Here is a 26,874-nt window from a genome sequence, read left to right as displayed (position 1 = left end):
GGAAAAACCGCGCGTGACTTCAACGGTAGCGTGCATTCAAATCAACGCTCAGCCTACAACAAAGGTTCAGCATGTTTCCCGACAGAAAATTCAGAACTGTTACGGAATTACTGCGGTTTCGCGGCAATAACGCGTCGGACCAGACAGCGTTTATTTTTCTCGATAACGGCGAATCCGAATTAGCGCGTCTCACGTTCGGCGATCTCGACAGGCGTGCGCGCGGCATCGCCGCGCGACTGCAAGGCATGGCACAACCGGGCGATCGTGTCCTGCTGGTGTATCCGCCTGGACTGGAGTTCATCAGCGCGTGGGTTGGGTGCCTGTATGCCGGATTGATCGGTGTGCCCGCCTATCCGCCGCGCAAGAATCGTCCCGCCGACCGTCTCAAGTCCATCGTCACCGATGCCACGCCGATCGTCGCGCTGACCGACGCGGCGACGCTCGATGGTATGGAGCATCGCGCGGATGGCTATTCGGAAACGCTCGAACTGAAAATCCTCGCGACCGATGACGGGTTCGATGCACCGCTCGAGCAGTGGCGCGAACCGGAGATCACACCGCAAACGCTGGCGCTGCTGCAATACACGTCGGGCTCCACGGGTACGCCCAAAGGCGTGATGATCAGTCACGCGAACATCCTGAGCAATGTCGAAGTCATCACCGAGGCCAACGATTGCGACGCGTCGACCGTGTTCGTGAGCTGGCTGCCCGTGTTCCACGACATGGGTTTCTTCGGCAAGGTGCTGCTGCCGATCTATCTCGGTGTGCTGTCGGTGTTGATGGCGCCGGCGGCGTTCGTGCAGAAACCGGTCCGCTGGCTGAACGCGATCACGAAGTATCGCGGCACGCACTGCGCCGCGCCGGATTTTGCCTATGACCTGTGCGCACGCAAAGTGTCCGACGAAGCCAAAGCGCAACTCGATCTGAGCAGCTGGCGAGTGGCATTCAACGGTGCCGAACCGGTGCGCGCCGAAACCGTGGCGCGGTTTGCGCAGGCATTCGCCTCGTGCGGCTTCGAGGCGGAAACCATGCGGCCGGTGTACGGGATGGCCGAAGCAACGTTATTCATCTCAGGTCAACCGGCACGCTCGCGGCCCCTCGTCGTGGACTTCGACGCCGACGATCTCGCCCAGGGTGTCGCGACGAAAAGCACTCAGGGCAAGGTGCATGCGCTGGTTTCCTGCGGCCGTGTCTGGGCGGAACACCGCTTGCGCATCGTGAACGCCGATAGCGGTGTGCGCTGCGCGCCCGGGCAGATTGGTGAAATCTGGTTGAGCGGTCCGAGCGTCGGCGTCGGCTACTGGAACCGGGCCGAGGAAACCGAACACACGTTTCGCGCGAAGCTCAGCGACGACGACTCGGCCTATATGCGCACCGGCGATCTCGGTTTTGTCGACGGCGAGGATCTCTTCGTCACCGGTCGGTTGAAAGACCTGATCATCGTCGCCGGGCGCAATCACTATCCGCAGGATCTCGAGCAATCGGCGGAAGCCTGTCACCCTGCTCTGACGCCGAGCGCATCGGCTGCGTTCTCGATCAATGTCGATAACGTCGAGCGGGTGGTCATTGCGTGCGAAGTGCGTCGCGAAGCGCTCAACACGTTGAACGCGGAAGCGGTCGCCGCCGAAATCCGCCGCACGCTTGCCGAAGTGCATGACGTCGATCTGTACGCGGCGGTCCTGTTGCGGCCCGCTACGATCCTGCGGACTTCCAGCGGCAAGATTCAAAGGCGCCGGACGCGCGACGCGTTCCTGAGCGGACAGGGTCTCGCTATCGCGGGCGAGTGGCGCCGTTCGTTTGCCGCGGAGCATGTGCAACCTGCGGCCGTTGCGTCAGCAACTACAGCAACCGCTGCAACCCTCGCAGCTTCTCCAGTCACCACGCGCGACAGCAAAACCCTCGTGCAATGGTTCATCGAGCATGTCTCGCGGCTCGCCGGAATCGCGCCCGCCGCCATCGACCCCGATGCGCCGTTCAGCGCTTACGGGCTCGAATCGAAGGACGCCATCGCATTGTCCGGCGAGTTGCAGGACTGGCTTGGCGTACCGATCGCCCCTACCGTTGTCTACGATTTTCCGAGCATCTCGATCCTCGCCCGCCATTTGAGCGGCACCACGAACGATTCGTCGGACAGCGCCTCCACCTCTACCGGAACGCGGCCCGATATCGCGATCGTCGGCATGGGCTGCCGTTTCCCTGGTGCGAATAACCCCGCGGAATTCTGGCAACTGCTACAGGAAGGCCGCGATGCAGTCGGCGCCTCGAAGAAGCGCGCCGACAACCTGCCGACCACCGGGCTACTGGACCAGATCGACCAGTTCGATGCCGAGTTCTTCGGCATCAGCGCCCGCGAAGCCGAGACGATGGACCCGCAGCAGCGCCTGCTGCTGGAAGTCGCGTGGGAAACGCTCGAGCACGCGGGAACCGCCCCCCGGGATCTCGCAGGCGCACAGACTGCCGTGATCGTTGGCATCAGCAATACGGACTACATCCGTCTCGCGCAGCAGGAAGCCGCGGATGTCGGCCCCTATGTCGCGACCGGCAACGCGCTCAGCGTGGCCGCTAACCGCATTTCCTACACACTCGATCTGCGCGGCCCGAGCTGGGCCGTCGATACCGCGTGTTCGTCGTCGCTCGTGGCCGTTCATCAGGCATGCCGCGCGTTGCTGCGCGGCGAGTGCGACGCCGCGCTGGCCGGCGGCGCCAATCTGATTCTCGCGCCGCAACTAAGCGCCTCGTTCACGCAATCGGGCATGCTCTCGCCCGACGGCCGATGCAAGGCGTTCGACGCGTCAGCGAACGGCTACGTGCGCGGCGAAGGTGTCGGCATGGTGTTGCTCAAGCGTCTCGACGACGCGCTCGCGAACGGCGACACGGTTTTCGCCGTGATCCGCGGCTCCGCGGTAAACCAGGACGGGCGCAGCAATGGCCTGACCGCGCCGAACGGCCCGGCCCAGCAAGCCGTGATTCGCAGCGCGCAGCACGATGCCGGCGTACGACCGCAGGACATCGGCTATGTCGAGGCGCACGGTACCGGCACGCCGCTCGGCGATCCGATCGAACTGAACTCGCTGACAGCTGTGCTGAGCGAGTCGCGTCGGCCGGACGAGGTCTGCTGGATCGGCTCGGTCAAGACCAACATCGGGCATCTGGAGTCGGCGGCGGGTATCGCCAGTCTGATCAAGACCGCGCTTACGCTGCATCATCGCGAGATTCCGCCGAATCTCCACTACCGCACGCTCAATCCGCACATCGCGCTCGACAACACGCCGTTCCGGATCCCGCAGCAGGTCACGCCGTGGCATTCGGAACACGCGCCGCGTATTGCCGGTGTGAGTTCGTTCGGGTTCGGCGGCACCAATGCGCACGTGATCCTGTCGGAAGCGCCGCGGCCGATAGAAGAGATCGAAGCCGATTCGACGACGACGTCGGTGGCGAGCCTCGTGACGCTTTCCGCGCGCACGCCCGAAGCATTGCAAACGCTGGCAGCGTCCTACGCGGCGTATCTCGACGCGAATCCTCAAGTCTGTGTGCAGGATTTCGCGTTCACCACCAACACCGGACGCACACACTTCGCGCGGCGTGGCGCCATCGTCGCATCGAGTCGCGACACGTTGCGAGCGCAACTGGATGCGCTCGCGGCAAGTGCCGCCACCGAAACCCCGCCTTCGGTAACGTTCCACTTCGCAACCGACGACGGTGCGAGCGCTGAAGCCGTTCGACAGCTGCTGTCGGTCAGCCCAACGTTCCGCGCCTTGCTGCACCGGCACTGCGAGGCGCCGGAACTCGCCGCGCCCAACGCACTGTACGTAGCGTTCCAGCAGGCGCTCGCACAACTGTGGATCTCTTTCGGCATCGCACCGGACGCCATCAGTAGCGCAGGCGCTGGACAACGTGCCGCAGCGTCGTTCACAGACGTGCCGCAAACGCCAGAAAGCAGCACAGCAGCCACTCAAAACATCGTCATCGAGATCGGCGCACAGGCGGGCACATGGGACGCCATCCTGCACAAGCTCGGCGAGCTCTACGTGCACGGCGCAACCATCGACTGGAACGCCTTCGAGCAGGACCACCCGCGCCGGCGGCTCGCCCTGCCGACCTACCCGTTCGAGCGTCGTCGCTTCTGGATCACGCCACGCGAGCCGCAACATCCGCTGCTCGGCCGCCTCATGGAACAGCAGGCCCATTTGCCCACGACATGGACCTGGGAATCGCGTTTCGACGCACCGGCCACCACGTTCCTCAGCGGTCACCGCATCAAGGGGGCGCCTGTCCTGCCCTATTCCGCCTATGTGGAAATGGCGCTGGCGGCCACCTCGCAGATCGGTTCCGCCAGTCACACCACGCTGAAAGACCTCGCGCTGCACGCGCCGTTGTCGCTGCGCGAACATGAATCGCACACCGTGCAGACCGTGCTGAGCCGCGAGTCCTTCGGACCGTTTTCGTTTGCCGTCTATCACCGGATCGAGGACACAGGTGCTGCCGCGCAATGGCAGATGTGCGCCAGCGCCGAAATTCACGAATCGGATCGGAGCCACGTATGAAGTTCGGCTTGATGTTCTTCGCCAGCAGTGAAGAGGCGTTGTCCGGCAACAAATACCAACTGGTCATGGAAAGCGCCCGCTTCGCCGATGCGAACGGCTTTTCCAGCGTCTGGGTACCGGAGCGCCATTTCACCGAGTTCGGCTCGCTGTACCCGAATCCCGCGGTCCTGCATGCCGCGCTCGCCGCTTCCACCAAACGCGTGAAACTGCTCGCGGGCAGCGTGGTCGCCGCGTTGCACAACCCGATCCGGATCGCGGAAGAGTGGTCGATGGTGGACAACCTCTCGAACGGTCGCGTGGGCATTTCGTTCGCCTCGGGATGGAATCCCGACGACTTCGTGTTCTGCCCGGAGAAGTACGCGACCCGGCAGGACGAAATGCTGACCAATATGCGTGCGGTTCAGCATCTGTGGCGCGGCGGCATGCTCGACGCGCAAAACGGCAATGGCAAACCGGTGCAGTTGCGGATCTATCCGACGCCCGTGCAACCGGAGCTGCCGGTCTGGGTGACTGCCGCTGGCAATCCGCAGACGTTCGCGCGCGCCGGTGAAGTCGGCGCGAACCTGCTGACCCACGTGCTCGATCAGGATCGCGATCAGCTCGCGCACAAGATCAAGCTCTACCGCGAAGCACGCGCGCAGCACGGCTTCGATCCGGCCACCGGCATCGTCTCGGTGATGCTGCACACGTTTGTCGGCGCAGACCCGGTGCTCGTGCGCGAGCAGGCACGCGCGCCGTTCTGCAACTACATCCGCAGCAATATCGGTCTGTTGAATGGACTCGCGCAAAGCCGCGGTCAGACCGTGGACGTGCGCAGCATGGGCGCGCGCGAACTGGACGAGTTCGTCAATTTTCTCTATGAACGCTTCGCGCAATCGCGTGGGCTGATCGGTACGCCGGAAACCGGTGTCGAGCTGGTGCGCGATCTGGAATCGATCGGTGTCGATGAAGTGGCGTGTCTGCTCGACTTCGGTCCGTCGGCGGATCTGATCCTCGGCAATCTGCCGCATTTGCTCCGGCTGCGCGAGATGTGCGCGCCAAAGCGTGTCGTTCCTCAGGGCAAGTTCGACCCGGCTCCGGTGCAGGCTCGCTGCACCGATATCGTGTCGGGCGCGGACTTCAATGGCGAAATCCAGCAACACGGCGTGCAGATCGACGGCGTGTTCCATGCAATCGAACAGATCTGGCGCAGTGCCGGGGAAGCGCTCGGAAAAATCAGTCTGCCCATCGATGCGCTCGCATCGTCGCAATACGAAGTCCATCCCGCGTTTCTCGACGCCTGCAGCCGCGTGCTCGCCGCCGCTATCGATACCGACGCGCTGGACGCGAACGGCATCTATCTGCCGAGCTCGATCGGTGCAGTACGTGTTCATCATCAACCGTCGGCGCCCGATGCATGGAGTCATGCCACGCTGCGCCAATCGACCGCACAGGGCACGCTCGAAGGCGATATCCGCGTCTATGACATCGCCGGGAAACTGCTGATCGAAATCGACGCGCTGCGGTTGCAGCATGTACATTCCGCGCAGCCGGTCGAGCGTCATGAGTTTGCGCCTCTGCTGTATCAACGTGTCTGGAGAGCGTCGAGTGCGGAGGCGACAACCGCCAGCGCAGCTGCGACTGCGGCCGGCGAATGGCTGATCTTCGCGGATCGCGGTGGCGTTGCTAAAAAAGCCGCGGCGTTGCTCGAAGGCACCGGCAATACGTGCTCGTTGCACTACGTCGATGAAACACTCGCCCTACCCGCACTCGACCGGCCGTTAAAGGGCATCCTGCATCTCTGGAGTCTCGATCTCGCGCTTGCCGACAGCGCGACGAGAAAACATGTCAGCATGAGTGTGCTGCACCTGGTCAGAACGCTCGCATCGGGTGACGCGGCAGCGCGGCAAACGCGTCTGTGGCTGGTGACGTCGGGCGCGATGCCGATACTCGACGGCGAAGCGACGGCTGTGTCACAAGCCCCGCTGTGGGGTCTGGGCCGTGCGATCGCCGTCGAGCACACCGCGATGTGGGGTGGACTGATCGACCTCGATCCCGCGCAGCAGTCCGCCACGCACATCGTGGAAACGCTTCAGGCTGCCGGCCGCGAAGACATGATCGCGTTCCGCCACGGACAGCGTTACGTTGCGCGTATCGCCCGCGACGATCGCGAGTTCGTCAGTCACCGCCCGATCCGGTTCCACAGCGATGCGACCTACCTGGTAACCGGCGGCCTCGGCGGCCTCGGTTTGCGGCTCGCTTCCTGGCTCACCGCGAACGGCGCCGGCAAAGTCGTGCTGCTCGGGCGCGGCGAGCCGAAGCCCGCGGCCGAAAAAATTCTGCGCACGCTCGACGCGCATGTCGTGCGCGCCGATCTGTCGCAGCGCGAAGAAGTCGCCGCGGCGATCGACGAGATCGCTCGCTCGATGCCGCCGCTCAAGGGCGTGTTCCATCTGGCCGGCGCGCTCGACGATGCGCTGCTCACGCGCCAGGACGACGACTTTTTCCACCGCGCCGGTAGCGGCAAGGCCGACGGTGCGTGGTACCTGCACGAGCTGACTGCCGACCTGCCGCTCGACCACTTCGTCCTGTTCTCCTCGATGGCCTCGCTGCTCACGATGCCGGGCCAGGGCAACTACGCCGCCGCGAATGGCTTCCTCGACGCGCTCGCACATCACCGTCGCGCGCAGGGAAAACCGGGGCTCAGCGTCAACTGGGGACCATGGGCCGAGATCGGCCACGCCGCCACCGACTACGGACGTCGCGCGCACGAACAGCTCGCCGGATTCGGCGTCACGCCGTTGCCGCCCGAGTTGGCCATTGCGGCACTCGAACGATTGATGGCGTCAGGCGTCGCCCAGTCAGGCGTTGCGAGGATCGACTGGCCGACGTTGTTCCGCGTCGATGCACCAGCCGCGCAGTCGGCGCTCTTCTCCGAACTCGCGCAACCGGCCGCACAGCCGGCGCAGCAAGAAACGGAATTGCTCGGTCAGCTCAAGTCATGCGCGCCGCGCGAGCGGCTCGAACTGGTCACGAGCACGCTCTCGCAGATGCTCGTCAAGACGCTGCGGCTGTCGCGTCCCGATGCGATTCCGCCGGGCCAATCGCTGTTCGATCTCGGTCTCGATTCGCTGATCGCGCTCGAACTGACCGACCGGATCACGAAGGTGTTCGGCAGACCGTTCCGCGCCACGCTGTTCTTCTCCTACCCGAATTTGCAATCGCTGGCCCAGTACATCCTCAACGAACTGTCGCCGTCGCTGCCTGCTGCTGTTGTCGAGGAAGCCTCCGACGAAGACCTCAGTGAGGACGAACTGTCCGAACTGATTGCCCAGGAGATCGGCGCCCAATGAACTCCAAAGCCACCACTGCGCTGAAAGCCGCGCTCGACGAACTGCGCCTGCGGCGCGCGGAAATCGCGGCTCTGCGCTCGGATCGTAACGAGCCGATCGCCGTCATCGGTATGGCCTGCCGTTTTCCGGGCGCGAGCGATACGCCGGATGCGTTCTGGCAACTGCTCGATAACGCCCGCGATGCCGTCACCGAAGTGCCGCGCGAGCGCTGGGACATCGATCGTTACTACGATGCGGACCCCGCTACGCCCGGCAAGATGGCGACTCGCCACGGCGCGTTTATCGAACGCGTCGATGAATTCGACGCCGCGTTCTTCGGCATTGCGCCGCGCGAAGCGACGTATCTGGACCCGCAGCAACGCCTGCTGCTCGAAGTGGCCTGGGAAGCGCTCGAAAACGCCCATCTCGCGCCCGAGCGCTTCAGGCAATCGCCCACCGGCGTGTACGTCGGCATCACCTGCTTCGATCATGCGATCCAGGTGTCCAGCGCGTCGACGCCGTCGAGCAGCTACGCGGGCACCGGTAGCGCATTGAACATGGCCGCGGGCCGACTGTCGTTCGTGCTCGGTCTTACCGGCCCCAGCATGGCTATCGATACCGCGTGCTCGTCGTCGCTGGTCTGCCTGCACCTGGCGTGCGAGAGCCTGCGTTCGCGCGAAAGCAACATGGCGCTCGCGGGCGGCGTCAATCTCATGCTCTCGCCCGAGGTCATGATCAGTTTCTCGCAGGCTCGCATGCTGTCGCCGGATGGGCACTGCAAGACCTTCGATGCATCCGCGGACGGCTACGTACGCGGCGAAGGCTGCGGCATGGTGGTGCTCAAGCGCCTCTCCGACGCGCTCGCCGACGGCGACCGTGTGCTCGGCATCGTGCGCGGCACAGCCGTCGATCAGGGCGGTGCGGGCGGCGGACTGACCGTTCCGAGCCGCGATTCGCAAGAGCGTGTGATCCGTCGCGCGCTGAATCAGGCTGGCCTCACGCCGGGCGACATCTCCTACGTGGAAGCGCACGGCACCGGCACGTCGCTCGGCGATCCGATCGAGGTCGAAGCACTGGCCGGCGTTTATGGACCGGGACGCGCGGCCGCCGATCCGCTCATGATCGGTTCGGTCAAGACCAATATCGGGCATCTGGAATCGGCGTCCGGCATCGCGGGGCTGATCAAGGTCCTGCTGTCGTTCGAGCACGACCGGATTCCCGCGCATCTGCATTTCAGGCAGCCGAACCCACACACGCCGTGGCAGGACATCCCTATCCGCGTCGCCGCCGATCCGGTTACGTGGCAGCGCGGCGAACGCAAGCGGGTCGCAGGGCTAAGCGCGTTTGGATTTAGCGGCACGAATGCTCACGCCATCATCGAGGAACCGCCTGTCGCTAGCGCGCACGATGCGCAGCGAGCAGTTCTGCTGCTGTCGGCCAGATCGGAGACGGCGCTGAGCGCACTGGTACGACGCTACGAGAGCGTGCTCGCGAGCGCAGCGCCGCAGGAGTTGTCCGCGATCAGTCGCGCGGCGGCCACAGGACGTAGTCACTATCCGTTCCGTGCGGCGTGGACATCGTCGGGTGTGAAACAGATCGCGACCGATGCCGCGCGTACCGCTAAAGCTTCGCGCATGGGCTTCAGCTTCGGCTTCGACTCGCAGGAACCGGGTGTCGCAGATATCGCGCGCGAACTCCACGCAACCGAGTCGCATTTCCGCGCAGCCTTCGATCGTTGCGCGGTCCCGCTGAGCGCACTCGATACCGACGCGGGCCGCTTTGCCATCGACTTCGCCTGGGCGGAGTTGTGGAAGGCGTGGGGTATTCAGCCGTACGTCTTATCGGGTCATGGCATCGGCGCCTATGTCGCGGCTTGCGTCGCGGGTGTCATGAGCGTTGCCGACGCGCTGCGTCTGGTCGCCGTGCGATCGGATCCCGAGGCGCTGCGCGCAACGCTTCAGGACATCGCGCTTACGCGTCCCTCTGTCCGCCTGATCTCCGCGCATTCCGGCGCCGAGGTAACCGACGAGGCCACGAATCCGCAGTACTGGTTGCAGCATGCCGCTTCGTCGAGTCAGAGCGAAGCGCCGCGCAGGGCCGAAGAACTCGCCGCCGCCGATGGCTGGTTACCGGCGCCCTGCTCCGGCTCCGCCCTGGAGCAGGCCATTGCGAGCCTCTACGTGCAAGGCTGGCACTTCGACTGGAGCGCGTTGTTCCCGACGTCCGCCCAACCCGTCACGAACCTGCCGAATTATCCGTTCGAACGGCAACGTTTCAGTCTTGGTGAAACCCAGTCGCCGACCGTCGGTATGGATGCCGCCAGCATCCAGGAAGCGCTGCGGCAACTGAAGAAGTCCGGCAAGTATTCGGACGAGTTGCTGGCCACGTTCCCGGAGTTGTTGCAGACCGCCTTCGCTCCGACTGAAACCGCTGCTTCGTCGGATGCAAATCCGCTTTATCACGTGGTGTGGGAACAGCAAGCCGCACTGCCGGTGGCCGAGTTCGCTGGCGAGCCCTCTTCGTGGTTGATCTTCGCGGATGAGAGCGGTGTCGGCGAGCGCTTTGCGACGCTGCTGCGCGAGCGTGGCGCGTCCTGCTCGCTGGTTCGCCCTGGCAGCAAATACGGCGAGCGCAAAGACGGCGCCTGGTACGTCGATCCTGCGAAGGCTGAGCATTTCGTCCGCTTGCTGAAGGACGCAGCGGTCCCAGGACAGCGCATCGTCTTCCTGTGGGCGCTCGACGAAGTGGTCGGTGCGGCGCGCATGTCGACGGCCTTCCTGCATCTCGTGCGCGCACTGGGTGGTAGCGAGCGCGAGTGGGCGCCGCAAACCCGCCCGAAGATCTGGGTGGTCACGCGCGACGCGGTCGAAGCCGGCGAAGCGCCGCTCGTATCGGGGCTCGCGCAGTCCGCGCTGGTGGGGCTTGCTCGCGGCGCGATGATCGAGCATCCGGAATTGTTCGGCACCGCCATCGATCTCGATCCGGCTGCACCGGAGAACGAAACACAAACGCTGCTGCAGGAAGTGCTCGGCGAGAGTCGCGAAGAACAGGTCGCCCTGCGGCACGACGCGCGCTATGTCGCACGATTGAGCCAGCTCGCTCAAGCCGAAACAAGCGCGCTACAGATCGACCCGGAAGCGGCGTATCTGATCACCGGTGGCTTCGGCGCACTTGGATTGCACACCGCCAGATGGCTGGCCGCGCACGGCGCGGGCACCCTGATCCTGGTCGGCAGGCAAGGCGCGGGTAGCGAGGAAAGCCAGCGCGCGATTGCCGAACTGCACGACCAGAACGTGACCGTGCGTTGCGAGCGCCTCGATATCGCCGACTCCACCGCTGTCGAAGCTTTCTTCGCCGCGCTCCAGCGCGAAGGTGTGCCGCTGCGCGGCATCGTGCATGCGGCCGGTGTCATTGGCTACAAGCCGATCCTGCAGGTCGAGCGCGAGGAACTCGAAGCCGTGCTGCAGCCGAAGGTAGCCGGCGCCTGGCTGCTCCATCAGCACAGCGGGCCATTCCCGCTCGACTTCTTCATTCTCTTTTCTTCGATCGCCTCCGCATGGGGCTCGCGCGACCAGGCGCACTACAGCGCCGCGAACCGGTTCCTCGATGCGCTCGCGCATCATCGCCGCAACCTCGGCTTGCCGGCCCTGAGCCTGAACTGGGGACCGTGGGCACAAGGCGGCATGACCTTCCCCGAAGCCGAAGCGTTGCTGCGGCGTGTCGGTATCAAGACGCTTGCAGCCGAACGCGCACTCGATGTGCTCGATCATCTCCCGCTCGTGCCGCAGGTTGCCGTCGTCGATATCGATCTCGCGCTGTTCCAGGGCTCCTACGAGGCGCGCGGACCGAAGCCGTTCCTCGACCGCGTGCGGGTCGGTGCCTCCCCCGCCCCCGCAAAGACGCTTGCGATGCCCGCCTTGAGCGACAAATCACCGCGCGAACGCAAGCGTCTGCTCGCGGAGATCATCGAACGAGCGGTGGCTCAGGTGCTCGGCTTCGGCTCGACGGCGCTGAACCGCGATCTCGGCTTCTTCGAGATGGGCATGGATTCGATCATGGCGCTCGACCTGCGCACGCAACTTGAAACAACGCTGGGTACCGCGTTGTCGGTTGCGCTGCTGTTCGATCATCCGACGGTCAACGCCCTCGCGGATTTCCTCGTGGAGCAGTCGTCGGCCACCGCACCCGATGCGCCTGTCGCACCTGCGGCAATCGCGTCGACGCAACCGATTGCGCAAGCACCGGCGACACGCGAAGCCGGCACGCCCGAACCGATCGCGATCGTCGGTATGAGCTGCCGCTTTCCGGGCGCCGCGCACGATCTCGACGCCTACTGGCAACTGCTCAGCAACGGCGTCGATGCGATTACCGAAGTGCCGCGCGAGCGCTGGAATATCGACGCGTACTACGATGCCGATCCGGAAGCGCCGGGGCGCATGTATTGCCGCTCCGGTGGCTTTATCGACGACGTCGACCAGTTCGACCCGGCATTTTTCCGCATCACGCCGCGCGAAGCGGCCGCGATGGACCCGCAGCAGCGCCTGCTGCTCGAAGTCAGTCACGAAGCGCTCGAACACGCGGGCATTCCGGTCGACAGTCTCAAGGGCAGCCGGACCGGTGTCTTCGTCGGCATCACCACCAACGATTACGCGAACCTGCAGCTCAACAACGGCGACGGCAGCGGCATTGACGGTTACTTCTTTACCGGCAATCCGCTCAATACGGCGGCCGGTCGCATCTCCTACGGTCTTGGTGTGCACGGCCCGAGCATGGCGATCGATACCGCCTGTTCCTCGTCGCTGACGGCGATCCATACGGCCAGCCAGAACCTGCGCGCGGGCGACTGCGATCTCGCGATCGCGGGCGGCGTCAATCTGATCCTCTCGCCCGATAACTCGATCGCCGTCTCGCGCACGCGGGCACTGGCGCCAGACGGCCATTGCAAAACCTTCGATGCGGCCGCGGATGGTTTCGTACGCAGCGAAGGTTGCGGCGCACTGGTGCTCAAGCGTCTGTCGGATGCGCAGGCTGCCGGCGATCGCGTGCTGGCGGTGATTCGCGGTTCGGCGGTCAACCACGACGGTGCGTCGAGCGGCTTTACCGCGCCCAATGGACGCGCCCAGGAAGAAGTCATTCGCAAGGCACTGGGCGGCATTCCCGCTGCATCCATCGATTACGTGGAAGCGCACGGCACCGGTACTCCACTCGGCGATCCGGTCGAAGTACAGGCACTCGCGACCGTGTTCGGTCCCGACCGCGACGCGAGCCGGCGGCTGCGCGTCGGCTCGGTAAAAACGAACATCGGCCACACGGAATCGGCCGCCGGTATCGCGGGGGTCATCAAGGTCGTGCTATCGCTAAACCACGACCGCATTCCCGCGCACCTGCATTTCCGTAATCCGAGTCCGCTGGTGCGCTGGAACGAGATTCCCATCGAGGTCTGCGCCGAAGCCAGCGACTGGCTGCCTGGCGACCAACCGCGGCGAGCCGGTGTCAGCGCGTTCGGCGCGAGCGGCACCAACGCTCACCTGGTGCTCGAAGAAGCGCCCGCACCGGCACTGCAAGCAACGCCGTCGCGACACAAGGTGCATCCGCTGGTCCTGTCGGCGAAGACGCCCGCGGCACTGCGCGAGCTCGCTGGGCGCTATCAGCGGCAGCTCGAAGCCGAACCTGCGCTCGATGTCGCGACGGTCGCGTTCTCGGCGTCGACGGGCCGCTCGCATTTTGCGCATCGGCTGGCGCTACCGGTGTCGTCGATCGAAGACGCGATTGAAAAGCTGCGCGACTTCCAGGCGAAGCAGACGAAGGAACCCACCGGTACGTCACAACCGAACACGCGGGTGAAGATGGCGTTCCTGTTCACCGGCCAGGGTTCGCAATACGCCGGCATGGGGCGCCGCCTGTACGACGCGTACCCCGTGTTCCGCGCGGCCATCGACCGCTGCCGCGCTGTCGCCGATCCGCTGCTCGCCAAACCGTTGCTCGATGTGTTGTCCGCCCAGAACGAGGACATCCATCAGACCGGCTACAGCCAGCCCGCGCTGTTCTCGCTGCAATTCGCGCTGACCACCTTGCTCGCGTCGTTCGGCGTCGTGCCCGATGCCGTCATGGGACACAGCGTCGGCGAGTACGCGGCAGCCTGCGCCGCCGGCATCTTCTCGCCGGAAGATGGCCTGCGCCTGATCATCGAGCGCGGTCGGCTCATGCAGGCGTTGCCGCATGGCGGTGAAATGGCGGCGATCTTCACCGACCTCGCGACCGTCGAGCGCGCAATCGCAGCGTATCCGCACGACATCGCCGTCGCCGCCGTCAACGGTCCCGCCAGCATCGTGATCTCCGGCAAGCGCGAGAGCATCGCGAAGGTGATCGAAGCGTTCGCCGCGCAAGAAGTGCGCTCGGTACCGCTCAACACCTCGCACGCGTTTCACTCGCAGCTGGTCGAGCCGATGCTGGACAGCTTCCAGGCCGTGGCGAAAGAAGTCCACACGAATCCTCCGGCAATCCCGTTCTATTCCAATCTCACGGGCACCGCGCTCGACGAAGCGCCCACCGACGAGTACTGGCGCCGTCACTGCCGCGAGCCGGTGCAGTTCGCGAGCAGCGTCGAGCGTCTCGCCGAAGCCGGCTTCAACCTGCTCGTCGAAATCGGTCCGAAGCCGGTGCTCGCGAATATGGCGCGTGCCTGCTGCGCCGCGGACGCCGGCATCCAGTTCCTCAGCCTGCAGCGACCGCAGGTGGAGCAGCAAGCCCTCGTTGAAACTCTTTTGAATCTGTATGCCCGCGGCGTGAATGTCGCCTGGGCCTCTGCCGAAACGCCTGCGCTCAGGCGTGTTTCATTGCCTTCCTATCCCTTCCAACGCAGTCGTACCTGGTTCCAGATCCAGAAAGCGGACAAGCCCATGACTCAGACAAGCGCACTCTCCATCGCCGAACCGCTGCCCATCGACCGCAGCGCCGAGGTTCTCGAATGGCTTCGCGGCAAGATCGGCGAATTGATCCAGGCCGATCCTGCCAGCATCAATATCGAACTCCCCTTCCTCGAGATGGGCGCCGACTCGATCATCCTGATCGAAGCGATCCGTCACATCGAAAAGCAGTACGGCGTGAAGCTCGTCATGCGCCGGTTCTTCGAAGACCTGGCAACCGTGCAAGCGCTGGCCGAATATGTCGCCGACAACCTGCCGCAAGAGGTGCCGGAAGCGGTGCAAGCCGTCGAGGCTGCACCGGTAGCGGACGCAGTCGAGGTAGCTTCGTCCACCGCAGTGGTTGCGCCGGTCGCACATGTAACACCACTCACGCTCGTCCCGACCGGGTTGCCTGCAGCCGAAGGCGGCTCCGCGGTGGAACGCGTGTTGCGCGAGCAGAACCAGTTGCTGTCGCAGGTCATGAGCCAGCAGATGGATCTGCTGCGCACGTCCCTGACGGGCCACGTCGAAGTGCGGCAGACGGTCGCCGCGCAAGCCATCGCGAGCACGGTGCTCAAGGCTGCTGTTGCTGTGCCGGCTCCGAGTCCCGTGAAAGCGGTCGCGCCCGTTGCGAAAGCCACGCCGGCCGCTGCGGCCGCAGAAGCCCCGCGCAAACCGATGATGCCGTGGGGTAGCCCCGTCGAACAACGCGCGCGCGGTCTGTCCGCCGTACAGCAGGAACACCTTGAATCGCTGATCGTGCGCTACACCACGCGCACGAAGAAATCGAAGGAATCGGTGCAGGCGTCGCGCTCGGTGCTGGCCGATAGCCGCGCCACGGTCGGTTTCCGCTTCTCGACCAAGGAAATGCTGTATCCGATCGTCGGCGATCGCGCGGCTGGTTCGCGGCTGTGGGATATCGACGGCAACGAGTACATCGACTTCACGATGGGCTTCGGTGTGCATCTGTTCGGCCATACGCCGGACTTCATCGAGAAGCAGGTCACACGCGAATGGCAACGTCCGCTCGAACTCGGCGCGCGCTCCGCGCTCGTCGGCGAAGTGGCGAAACGTTTTGCGCGCGTCACCGGTCTCGATCGCGTCGCGTTCTCGAACACGGGTACCGAAGCGGTCATGACCGCGATGCGTCTCGCGCGTGCGGTGACGGGGCGCGACAAGATCGTGATGTTCACGCACTCGTATCACGGCCATGCCGACGGCACGCTTGCCGCGGCGAACGCGGAAGGCGTCACGGAAGGCATCGCTCCGGGTGTGCCGTTCGGTTCGATCGAGAACATGGTTCTGCTCGACTACGGCACCGACGCGGCGCTCGAAGCGATCCGCGGGATGTCGTCGGAGATCGCTGCCGTGATGGTGGAGCCGGTGCAAAGCCGTAACCCGTCGCTGCAACCGGTCGCGTTCCTCAAGGAACTGCGCCGTATCACCGAAGAAGCCGGCGTCGCGCTGATTTTCGACGAAATGATCACGGGCTTCCGCGTTCATCCGGGTGGCTCGCAGGCCATCTTCGGCATCAAGGCCGACCTCGCGACGTACGGGAAGATTATCGGCGGCGGTCTGCCGCTTGGTGTGATCGCCGGCACGCGACGCTTCATGGACTGCATCGACGGCGGCATGTGGGAGTACGGCGATCACTCGTTCCCGGCTGCCGACCGTACCGCGTTCGGCGGCACGTTCTGTCAGTATCCGCTCGCCATGGCGGCCGCATTGTCGGTGCTCGAGCATATCGAACAGGAAGGCCCGGAACTGCAGGCGAAGCTCAACGACCGGACCGCGCAGATCGCCGAAACGCTGAACGCGTTCTTCAAGGAAGCCGAAGCGCCGATCAAGGTCACGTGGTTCGGCTCCATGTTCCGCTTCGAGTTCACCGAGAACCTCGACCTGTTCTTCTATCACATGCTCGAAAAGGGCATCTACATCTGGGAATGGCGTACCTGCTTCCTGTCGACCGCGCATTCGGACGCCGATGTCGACCGCTTCGTCCGCGCGGTGAAAGACAGCGTCGCCGACCTGCGTCGCGGCGGATTCATCCGGCCGCACTCGAAGCACGGCACGGTCGCTGCGCTGAGCGAAGCACAACGCCAGTTGTGGGTTCTGTCGGAAGTCGATCCGGAAGGCTCGCTCGCCTATAACGTCAACACCACGCTCGAACTGAACGGCAAGCTCGACGAGCCGGCCATTCGCGCGGCGGTCCAGGGTTTGGTCGACCGGCATGAGGCGTTGCGCACGACGTTGACACCGGACGGTTCCGGCCAGATCGTGCATCCCACGTTGACGCTGCAGATTCCGTTGATCGACGCGGATCAGGATGCCTGGCGCGAGAGCGAAAGCCGTCAGCCATTCGATCTCGTGAACGGCCCGCTGTTTCGTGCCGCGCTCGTGCGTGTGAACAGCGAGCGTCATCTGCTGGTGATGACCGCGCATCACATCATCTGCGACGGCTCCACGTTCGGCATTCTGCTGGAGGACCTGGCGCTCGCGTATGCCGGCGCTGCCCCGGCCGCCGCGCCGCTGCAGTTTCGCGATTACCTGAAGCAGGTCGACGCGCAGCGCAACAGCCCGGAGATGAAAGCGAATCGCGCGTACTGGCTCGCACAATGCGCCGACGAGACCGAACCGCTCAACCTTCCACTGGACTATCCCAGGCCCCCGGTAAAGGCGTTTCATGGCGAGCGCGTCTCGTTGCATCTGGACGCAACCTCAGCGGCATCGCTGCGCACGGCCGCTCGCAAGAACGGCTGCACGCTGTACATGATGCTGCTCGCGGGCTTCAATCTGTTCCTGCATCGCATTGCCGGGCAGAACAGGATCGTCACCGGCATTCCGGTGACCGGTCGTTCGGTGAGCGGGAGCGATCGACTCGCGGGCTACTGCACGCACTTGTTGCCACTGCGCTCGACGCTGCCGCACGATGCCACCGTGAAGAGCTTCCTCGCCGGCACGCGACAGAGCTTGCTCGATGCGCTCGATCATCAGGACTTTCCGTTCGCCGAACTGGTCCGCGAAATCGGCGCACAGCGCGATCTCAACGCTGCGCCGCTGGTATCGGTGGTATTCAATCTGGAGCCGGTGTCGGCATTGCCCGAACTGCCCGGCCTCAAGCTCGATCTGGTCGCGCCGTTGATCCGCTATACCGCCTTCGATCTGAACGTCAACGTCCTCGATGCGGGCGAGGAACTGCTGATCGATTGCGACTACAACACGGATCTGTTCGAAGCGAGCACCGTGCAGCGTCTGCTCGGCATCTACCGGAAACTGCTGACGAGTCTTGCCGACGATGCGACGGCCGCCGTGGCGAAGCTGCCGTTGCTCGACGCTGCGGCACGCGACACGCTGACGGTCGAGTGGAATCGCACCGAGACGGATTTCGGCGCGGCCGCCGGGCAACCGTTGCATCGTTTGTTCGAGCAGCAGGTCGAGCGCACACCTGAGGCCATCGCTGCCGTCTTCGAGGATGCTTCGCTGACTTACGCCGAGCTCAACGTTCGCGCGAATCGTCTCGCGCATCGTCTTATCGAACTTGGTGTCGTGCCCGATGCACTCGTCGGTGTATCGATGGAGCGTTCGCTCGACATGATCGTTGCCCTGCTTGCAGTGCTCAAGGCAGGCGGCGCCTATGTCCCCGTCGATCCGGATTACCCGGCCGATCGCGTGCGCTTCATGATCGACAACGCGCAACTGCGCTGGCTCCTGACGCAGCAGCATCTGCTGCCGGCGTTGCCTGAGATCGCGGCGCAATTGATTGTGGTTGATCGCGATGCAGCGGATATTGCTGCCGCGCCCGCGACGAACCCGACAGCAGCGCTCACCGGCGACAACCTCGCCTACATGATCTACACCTCCGGCTCGACCGGCAGGCCAAAGGGCGCTCTCAACACGCATCGTGCCGCGACCAACCGCATCGTCTGGATGCAGCACACGTACGGTCTCGACGCGCAGGATAGCGTCCTGCAGAAGACCCCGTTCAGCTTCGACGTATCGGTGTGGGAATTCTTCTGGCCGCTGATCGCCGGTGCCCGCCTCGTGTTTGCGCGCCCCGGTGGCCAGCGCGAGGCCGACTATCTGATCGACCTGATCGAGCGCGAGCAGATCACCACCGCGCACTTCGTGCCTTCGATGCTGCGTGCGTTCCTCGATCAATCCGACGTCGAGCGCAGCACGTCGCTGCGGCGCGTGGTGTGCAGCGGCGAGGCCCTGCCCTTCGATCTGCAACAGCGTTTCTTCGAACGTCTGGATGCGCAGCTGTACAACCTCTACGGCCCGACCGAAGCCGCCGTCGACGTCACCGCGTGGGAATGCCGGCGCAACGATGTGCACCGCACGGTCTCGATCGGAAAGCCGATTGCCAATGCGCGCCTCTACATCGTCGACGCACAGATGCAGCCGGTGCCGGTCGGCATCGCGGGCGAACTGCTGATCGGCGGTGTGCCGGTTGGGCGTGGCTACTACGGCGAACCTGAACTGAGCGCGGCGAAGTTCATCGCCGATCCGTTCTCGAGCAATCCGCAGGACCGGCTCTATCGCACCGGCGATCTCGCGCGCTACCGTCCCGACGGTAATGTCGAGTTCCTCGGCCGCATCGATCACCAGATCAAACTGCGCGGCCTGCGTATCGAACTCGGCGAAATCGAGGCCACGCTAGCGTCGCACCCGTGGGTCGATGCAGCGATCGTGGCCGTACGTGGCGAAGGCGACGACGAGAAACTCGTCGCGTGGCTGCTGTCCGCGCGTCCCGAAGCCGAACTGATCGGCGCAGTACGCGGCCACCTGCAGCAGCGTCTGCCCGATTACATGGTGCCGTCCGCGTTCGTCGTTCTCACTGCGTTCGAACATCTGCCCAACGGCAAACTCGACCGCGCGAGCCTGCCCGAACCGAAGAGCGATCTGCACCACGTCGCACCCGACAACGAACTCGAAGCGCAGCTCACGGCAATCTGGCGCGAAGTGATCGGCAAGACGCAAATCAGCACGACGGCCAATTTCTTCGAACTGGGCGGCAATTCGATCACTGCGACGAAGATCGCCGCGCGCATCCGTCGCGATCTGCATGTGAAGCTCGAAATCCGCAGCATGTTTTCGCACCCGACGATTTCAAGCCTCGCGAAACGCATTGCCCATACGCAACCCATCGATTACGCCCCGGTGACACCGCTGCCGGCGCAAACGAATTACGAACTCTCGCCGGCCCAGACACGGCTGTGGGTTCAGGATCGCCTCAGTGGTGCGCAGGCCGGTGGCCCATTGCCTGCCTCGCTGCTGTTCGAAGGCGTGCTCGACGTCGACGCGCTCGTGCGCTCGTTCCGCGCGCTCAGCGAACGCCACGAAATCCTGCGTACACGCTTCGTCCTCGCAGGCAATCAACCGCTGCAACAGGTGCTGCCGCCCAGCGAAGCCGCTTTCCCGGTCGAGATCGTGGACCTGCAGGAAGCCGCCGATCGCGATGCCCAGGTCAAGACAATCGAAGCGCGCGAACTGCTCGCCCCGATGGATCTCGCCACCGGACCGCTGTTCCGCGTCAAGCTGCTGCGCCTCTCCGAAATCCGTCACGTCTGCATCTGCACGATGCATCACATCGTCAGCGACGGCTGGTCCACCGAAGTGCTGCTCGACGACCTGTCGCAGATCTATAACGCGTTCATCCAGCGTCAGGACAATCCGCTACCCGCACTGTCGATCCAGTACAAGGACTACGCCGGCTGGCTGAACCGGCTGCTCGCCGGGCCGGAAGGCGCGCGCATGAAGGATTACTGGCTGACGAGGCTTGGTGGCGGTCTGCGCGCGCTGGATCTGCCGGGCGACGTCGAGCAACCTGCCGCACCGAGCTGGAAGACCTGGCAGTTCGAGCTGCCGGCCGCGACGACGACGGCACTCGAAGCGCTGGGCAAGCGTCATGGCGGCACCTTGTTTATCGCGTTGCAGTCGGCCATCAAGGCGCTGTTCTATCGCCGCTCGGGCCAGGAAGACATCGTAATCGGTACGCCGGTTGCGGGCCGCGAACTACCCGAACTCGAGTCCCAGGTCGGCCCCTACCTGAACGTGCTCGCGCTGCGCGATCGCGTCGCGGGCGACGATCATTTCGATACGCTGCTCGGTCGCGTGCGCGACACCACCATCGAAGCGTTCTCCAACCAGCTTTATCCGCTCGACCGCCTGATCGACGAGCTGCATATCAAGCGTGTGCCGGGACGCAATCCGCTGTTCGATATCGGCTTGACGTTACAGAACCAGCGGCAGGACGCCGTCGATCGCTACGCAGGACAGGTGCGCATCTCCGAGCTGCCGAACCACGACCTGCAGGGCGCGAATGCCGAAGCCGCCACCCATTTCTGGTTCCTCGCCGAGCCGCGCGCCGAGGGTCTTGCGATCAGCGTCGTCTATAACGGCGGCCTGTTCAGCGAGTCGCTCGTACACGACCTCGCCGGCGAACTGACATCGATCGTCGACGAAGTGCTCGCCAACCCGCGAGTGCGCATCCGCAACCTGACCTTGGGCCAGCGCGCGCTGCGTGCCGAGACCGGCCAGCTTGCCGTCGAACTCAGCGCGTTCTAAGGAGCATCGAGTGACTATCTCGTCCAGCACGCAAGTCTATCTGCGACCCAACATTCAGTTCGATCCGCTGATCAATGGCTGGTACGCGTGGTTTCACACCCTTCCGCCGTTGACCTCCGCCCTCAATGTGGCCGAGCGGTTCCTGCCGCGGATGAAGTCTTACGTTGCATCGCCGATGATGCATGCGGCCGCCATCAACAACCCGGCCATGCGCGGCGGTCCGTTCATCAACCTGGGTGGCCAGCGTGTCGATGAAATTCGCGCGTTGATCGAACAAACCACCGAGCGCGCGGCGAAGCAGCTCGAACTCGCCGCCGCTTACAAGGCATTCTCGACGCTCGTGCTCGAACAGGCGAAGGGGATGGCCACGGACCCGATCTATCCGCAGATTCCCGAAGCGTTGAAAGGCTTTGTCGAGATCTATTACGACCTCGAACACAACCCCTCCTTCCGGGTCTTCGAGAGTCTGCTGTATGCGAGCCCGTTCTATGCGCGCAATGCCCAGAGCATTGCGCTGTCCGCGATCGACGAAAACACGCCGCGCCCGTTCATTCTCAGCACACCGCGGCTCAAGGACGAGCGCACGGTGTTCTGCAACATGCCCTTCGATAGCCGCGCGCTCGATACGCTGTTCAGCATGCGCGAGAAACCGGGCAGCTACGCGAAAATCGTCGACCTGATGCGTATCGAGGAGAAGGACGAGCCGCTGTTCCGCTCCTTCTTCGTCGAGGAAGCGCCTGAGCTCAAGCAGGATCGCTCGTTCGACGGCGACGATATCCGCATCCGTTACTACGGCCACGCCTGCATGCTGATCCAGAGCCGCGGCGTGAGCATCCTGCTCGATCCGGTCATCAGTTACGGCTATGACACGGATCTGCCGCGCTACACGTACGCCGATCTGCCCGATCAGATCGACTACGTGCTGATCACGCACAGCCATCACGATCACATCGTGCTCGAAACGCTTTTGCAGCTGCGCCACAAGGTCAAGACCGTGGTGGTCGGCAGGAATTGCGACGGCTTCCCGCAGGACCCGTCGCTGGAACTCGCGTTGCGCAACGTCGGTTTCGACAACGTGATCGAGGTTCGCGATGCGCAGGAACTCAAGGTGTGCGAAGGCGGCAGCATCACCGCGATTCCGTTCATGGGCGAACACAACGATCTGGCGATCCAGAGCAAGGCGGGTTTCATGATCCGCTTCGGTACGCGCTCGGTATTGAGCATCGCCGATTCGTGCAACCTCGACCCGAGCCTGTACGAGCATATTTTCCGCATCACCGGTAGGCCGGACACCCTGTTTCTCGGTATGGAAACCGAGGGTGCGCGGCCGTCGTGGGTCTATGGTCCGCTGTTTCCGAAGGCGCTACCGCGCGACATCAACAACTCGCGCCGCGCGCGCGGTTGCAACGTCGCCGAGGCAACCTCGCTGGTCGATCACTACCCGTTCAGCGCGGCCTATGTCTACGCGATGGGTCAGGAGCCGTGGCTGAACCACCTCCTTGACAACACCTTCGACGAAAACTCGCCGAGCCTGATCCAGTCCACCCAGTTTGTCGAGCACTGCAAGGCGAAAGGCATCACATCCGAAAGCCTGTACGCGCAGAGGGAGATCGTGCTTTGTCAGAACTAAATCTCAACACGCTCGCGACCAGCGGGCAGTACCAGGACCACATGGCGTTCTGGCACGACGCGCTCGGTCGCATCGAAGGCGACTTTCGTCTTCAGCAATCGTGGCAGGCGTATGCGCTGCCGCTTGGGCCCGAACCTGTCGAGACGCTCAAGCTCGATGGCGCCGCGGCGCAGGTGCTGGAGAAACTTGCTGCAGGCAAGGACCTGAGCGCGTTCGTCGTGGTGCTGGCGGCTGTCTTCCATGTGCTCAGACACTACGACACCCACTCCGGGCTGTTTATGGATTCGCCGCACCTGATCGTCGAACCGGCAGCGGAAACTGGCGGCACCGTTCCGCTGATCGACGGTATCCGTTCGGGTGCCACGGTTCGCGAGTATCTGAACCAGGTTCGCGACCGCGTGCAGCGCAGCTATTCGTACCAGGATTTCCCTATCGCGGCGCTCGCCCACAAGCTGCACGGCGAAACGCCCACGACCAATGTCGCGATTCGCTTCGACGGGCTGCACGAAGCCTCGCGCACGACTGACCACGATCTGTCGATCGAGATCAGCCATCGCGCAGGCTACGAAATTGTCCTGACGGGCCGACCGACGGTTTTCACGCGGCATTATCTGCAGCATTTCGCACGGCATCTGCGCAACGTGCTCGCCAGCTTCGATGCACTGGATGCGCCGCTCGATACGGTCTCGCTGCTCGACGACGAAGAGCGCGCGCGCCTGCGTTCGCAGGCGGCGCCCGTTGCGGTACAGGGCACCTTCCTCGCGCAGTTCGCGCAACTTGTGACCTCGGCGCCGGACAGCATTGCAGTCGCGACCGTCGACACAACGCTGACCTACGCGCAACTCGACGACCAGGCGTCGCGCCTCGCCGGCTTCCTGCTCAGCGAATACGCAATCGAACGCGGCGACACGGTCGGCGTAGTGGCCGACCGCTCGGAACGCTGGATCGTCGGCATGCTCGGCGTGCTCAAGGCAGGTGCGGTCTATCTGCCGCTCGACCCGGAGTTTCCGCAAGAACGCCTGCGCTTCATGATCGAGGACGCTAAAGTCAAGGCACTGCTGACGCACTCGACACACCTGTCGTTGCTCGCCGATTTCTGGGAAATCCCCATCTTCGCGCTCGACTTTCAGCTCGATACGCTGGAAGCTGCGCCTACGTCTTCACCGGTAGATGTCCAGCCCAACGACGCGGCATACATCATTTACACCTCCGGCTCGACGGGTGTGCCGAAGGGTGTCGTGCTCGAACACGCGGGTCTGCTGAACATGGCGCAGTACCACGTCGACACGTTCGGCTTCGATGCCACCGACCGCTTCGTGCAGTTCTATTCGCCGGGCTTCGACGGCTCGATCATGGAGATCTTCGTCACGCTGCTCGCGGGCGCACGCCTCGTGCTCGCGAAGACTTCGGTGATCAAGGACGCACCGCGTTTCGTCGAATACATCGCGCAGCAAGGCGTCACCACGATCAATGCGGCGCCGGCTTATCTCAACGCACTCGACTGGGACTTGCTCGGTAGCGTCAAGCGGGTTATCAGCGCGGGCGACAACGCGCGCGTGGCCGATATCTGCAAGCTGGCCCAGACACGCTCGTGCCACAACTCGTATGGCCCCACCGAGGCCAGCGTGTGCATCACCGACTATGTGGTCGACGCGACCACCGCGTACGGGACCCGTCTGCCGGTCGGCCGGCCGATCCACAACATTCACCTCTATCTACTCGACGAGCACGGCGCGCTGGCTCCAGAGGGTTGCGTCGGCGAGATCTGCGTGTCCGGCATCGGACTCGCGCGCGGCTATGTCGGCCGCGACGACCTGACTGCCGCGGCGTTCATCGCCCACCCGTTCGAAGCGGGCGAGCGCCTGTATCGCACCGGCGATCTCGGCGTCTGGCTACCGGACGGCAATCTGGAAATCACCGGCCGTCGCGACGCGCAGGTGAAGATTCGCGGCTATCGCATCGAACTCGGTGAAATCGAAGCGGCGCTGCGGCAGCACGCCGACGTTGCCGAAGCGATCGTGCTCGTGCGCGAAGACGCTGCGCAACACAAGCAACTGGTTGCCTATGTCGCACCGGCTACCGCAAGCACCGCCGGCCTGCGCGAACATCTGAAAGAACGCCTCCCCGAATTCATGGTGCCGGCGTCGATCGTGACGCTCGAACGCATTCCGTTCACGCCTAACGGCAAGATCGATCGCAAGGCGCTGGCCGCCATGGAACTGGCACCGGTCGAACGCGAAACCGGCTACACGGCGCCCAGCAACGATATCGAAGCGCGTCTCGGCACCGTCTGGTCCGAAGTGCTGGGCCACGCTCAGATCGGCGTGCACGACAACTTCTTCGAACTGGGTGGCGACTCGATCCTGATCATTCAGGTGATGTCGCGGGCGCAGCAGATCGGCCTCAAATTCACCGCCGAGCAGTTTTTCGCTCATCCCACGATTGCCGAACTGGCACAGGTCGCCGTGGATGCGCCGGTTGTCAGCATTTCGCAGGAGCCGGTCGCCGGCCCGGCACCGCTCACGCCGATCCAGCACTGGTTCTTCGAGCAGGACGTGGAAGATGTGCACCACTACAACCAGTCGACCATGATCGAAGTGCCCGCGTCATTGCGGGCGGACGTGATCGAGCAGGCGCTGCTGGCTGTCGTCACGCATCACGACGCGCTGCGTTTGAACTTCGAACGCACCGGCGATACCTGGCAGCAATCGCATGCGGCAGCCCCTCTCGCGATACCGCTCGCGGTCACCGTGCTGGCCGACATGACGCCCGCTGCGCAGCAAGCCGCCATGCTCGCGATCGCCACGCAGATGCAGGAAAGCTTCACGTTATCCACAGCGCCACTGCTGCGCGCACACCTGTTTCAGTTCGGCCCGGCGCAACCGCAGCGTCTGCTCGTGGTCGCGCATCACCTCGTGATCGACGGCGTTTCGTGGCGCATCCTGTTCGAGGATCTGTACGCGGCGTGTCGTCAGATCGAAGCGGGCAATGCCGTGCAGCTTCCGGCGAAGACGACGGCCTGGCGCGACTGGTCGAACCGTCTCGGCGAACTCGGTGCCACGGCTCTCGAGGGTCTCGACTACTGGCGCGAGAGCGACGCCGAAGCGCAGGCGTTCTTCGCCGACATGCTTCCTGGCACCATCGGCGACGCCGGGTCGGTCGTCGTCGAATTCGACGAACAGCAGACGCACGCGCTGTTGCAGGACGTGCCGCGCGCCTTCAATACCCAGATCAACGAAGTCCTGCTGACCGCGTTGCTGCTCGCGTTCGGCGACTGGACCGGCAATGCTTCGCTGGTGGTCGATCTGGAAGGCCACGGCCGCGAGGACATCTTCGAAGGTGTCGATACGTCGCGCACCATCGGCTGGTTCACCTCGCATTACCCCGTGTTGCTGAATGCCGGCGACGCCAGCGTGGCCGCCGAGGCGTTGCGCAACGTCAAGGAACAACTGCGCGCGGTACCGCTGCGCGGACTCAGCTATGGCGTCGCACGCTATCTCGGCAAGGACGCACGCATCGCCGCGGAGCTGGCCCAGCAGCCGCCCGCGCCGGTGCGCTTCAACTACCTGGGCCAGATCGATCGCCTGCTCGCCGACGATACCGGCTGGAAACCGGTGCTCGATTTCCATAGCCCCGAACACAGCCCGCGCGCGCAGCGCGCCCACCTGTTCGAGATCGACGGGATTGTGTTCGAGGGCCGTCTGCGCCTGACCTGGCACTACAGTCGCGCAGCCTGCGAACCCGGCGTCATCGAACACCTGACGCAGTGCTACCGCAGCCGTCTGCTGTCGATCGTCGCCGCCAGCAGCGATGGCGACGCTCAGCCCGGGCTGAGCCCAACGGACTTTCCGGCTGCGCGCATCAGCCAGCAAGCGCTGGACGTTCTGGTCTCGAGGATCAAATCGTGACAACCCCCA

The 26,874-nt window shown here is 64.2% G+C and carries 5 protein-coding genes; all 5 read left to right on the top strand.

Features of this window, described 5'->3' with window-relative positions; translation table 11 throughout:
- Window positions 1-71: 71 nt before the first annotated feature.
- The 5 genes from FNZ07_RS22625 to FNZ07_RS22605 are packed head-to-tail and all read left to right on the top strand — an operon-like array spanning window position 72 to window position 26,865.
- Window positions 72-4,544 (top strand): hybrid fatty acyl-AMP ligase/type I polyketide synthase, encoded by a 4,473-nt coding sequence (locus FNZ07_RS22625; protein ID WP_091016609.1) that lies wholly within the window; start codon window positions 72-74, stop codon window positions 4,542-4,544.
- A complete protein-coding gene (locus FNZ07_RS22620) occupies window positions 4,541-7,876 on the top strand; it encodes a type I polyketide synthase (RefSeq protein WP_091016607.1) in 3,336 nt (1,111 codons plus the stop codon). Before FNZ07_RS22625 ends, FNZ07_RS22620 begins: the two co-directional genes overlap by 4 nt.
- Window positions 7,873-21,327: a hybrid non-ribosomal peptide synthetase/type I polyketide synthase gene (locus FNZ07_RS22615; RefSeq protein ID WP_091016605.1), complete on the top strand. Its 13,455-nt coding sequence runs from the start codon at window positions 7,873-7,875 to the stop codon at window positions 21,325-21,327. Before FNZ07_RS22620 ends, FNZ07_RS22615 begins: the two co-directional genes overlap by 4 nt.
- Before the next feature lie 10 nt (window positions 21,328-21,337).
- Complete coding sequence (locus FNZ07_RS22610; RefSeq protein WP_091016603.1) at window positions 21,338-22,957, top strand: MBL fold metallo-hydrolase; 1,620 nt, start codon at window positions 21,338-21,340, stop codon at window positions 22,955-22,957.
- Window positions 22,945-26,865 (top strand): non-ribosomal peptide synthetase, encoded by a 3,921-nt coding sequence (locus tag FNZ07_RS22605; protein WP_091016601.1) that lies wholly within the window; start codon window positions 22,945-22,947, stop codon window positions 26,863-26,865. Before FNZ07_RS22610 ends, FNZ07_RS22605 begins: the two co-directional genes overlap by 13 nt.
- The last annotated feature ends 9 nt before the right edge of the window (window positions 26,866-26,874 follow it).

This window comes from Paraburkholderia megapolitana (assembly GCF_007556815.1).
Classification (GTDB): Bacteria; Pseudomonadota; Gammaproteobacteria; order Burkholderiales; family Burkholderiaceae; genus Paraburkholderia; species Paraburkholderia megapolitana.
This window is presented reverse-complemented; position numbering and strand designations above follow the sequence as displayed.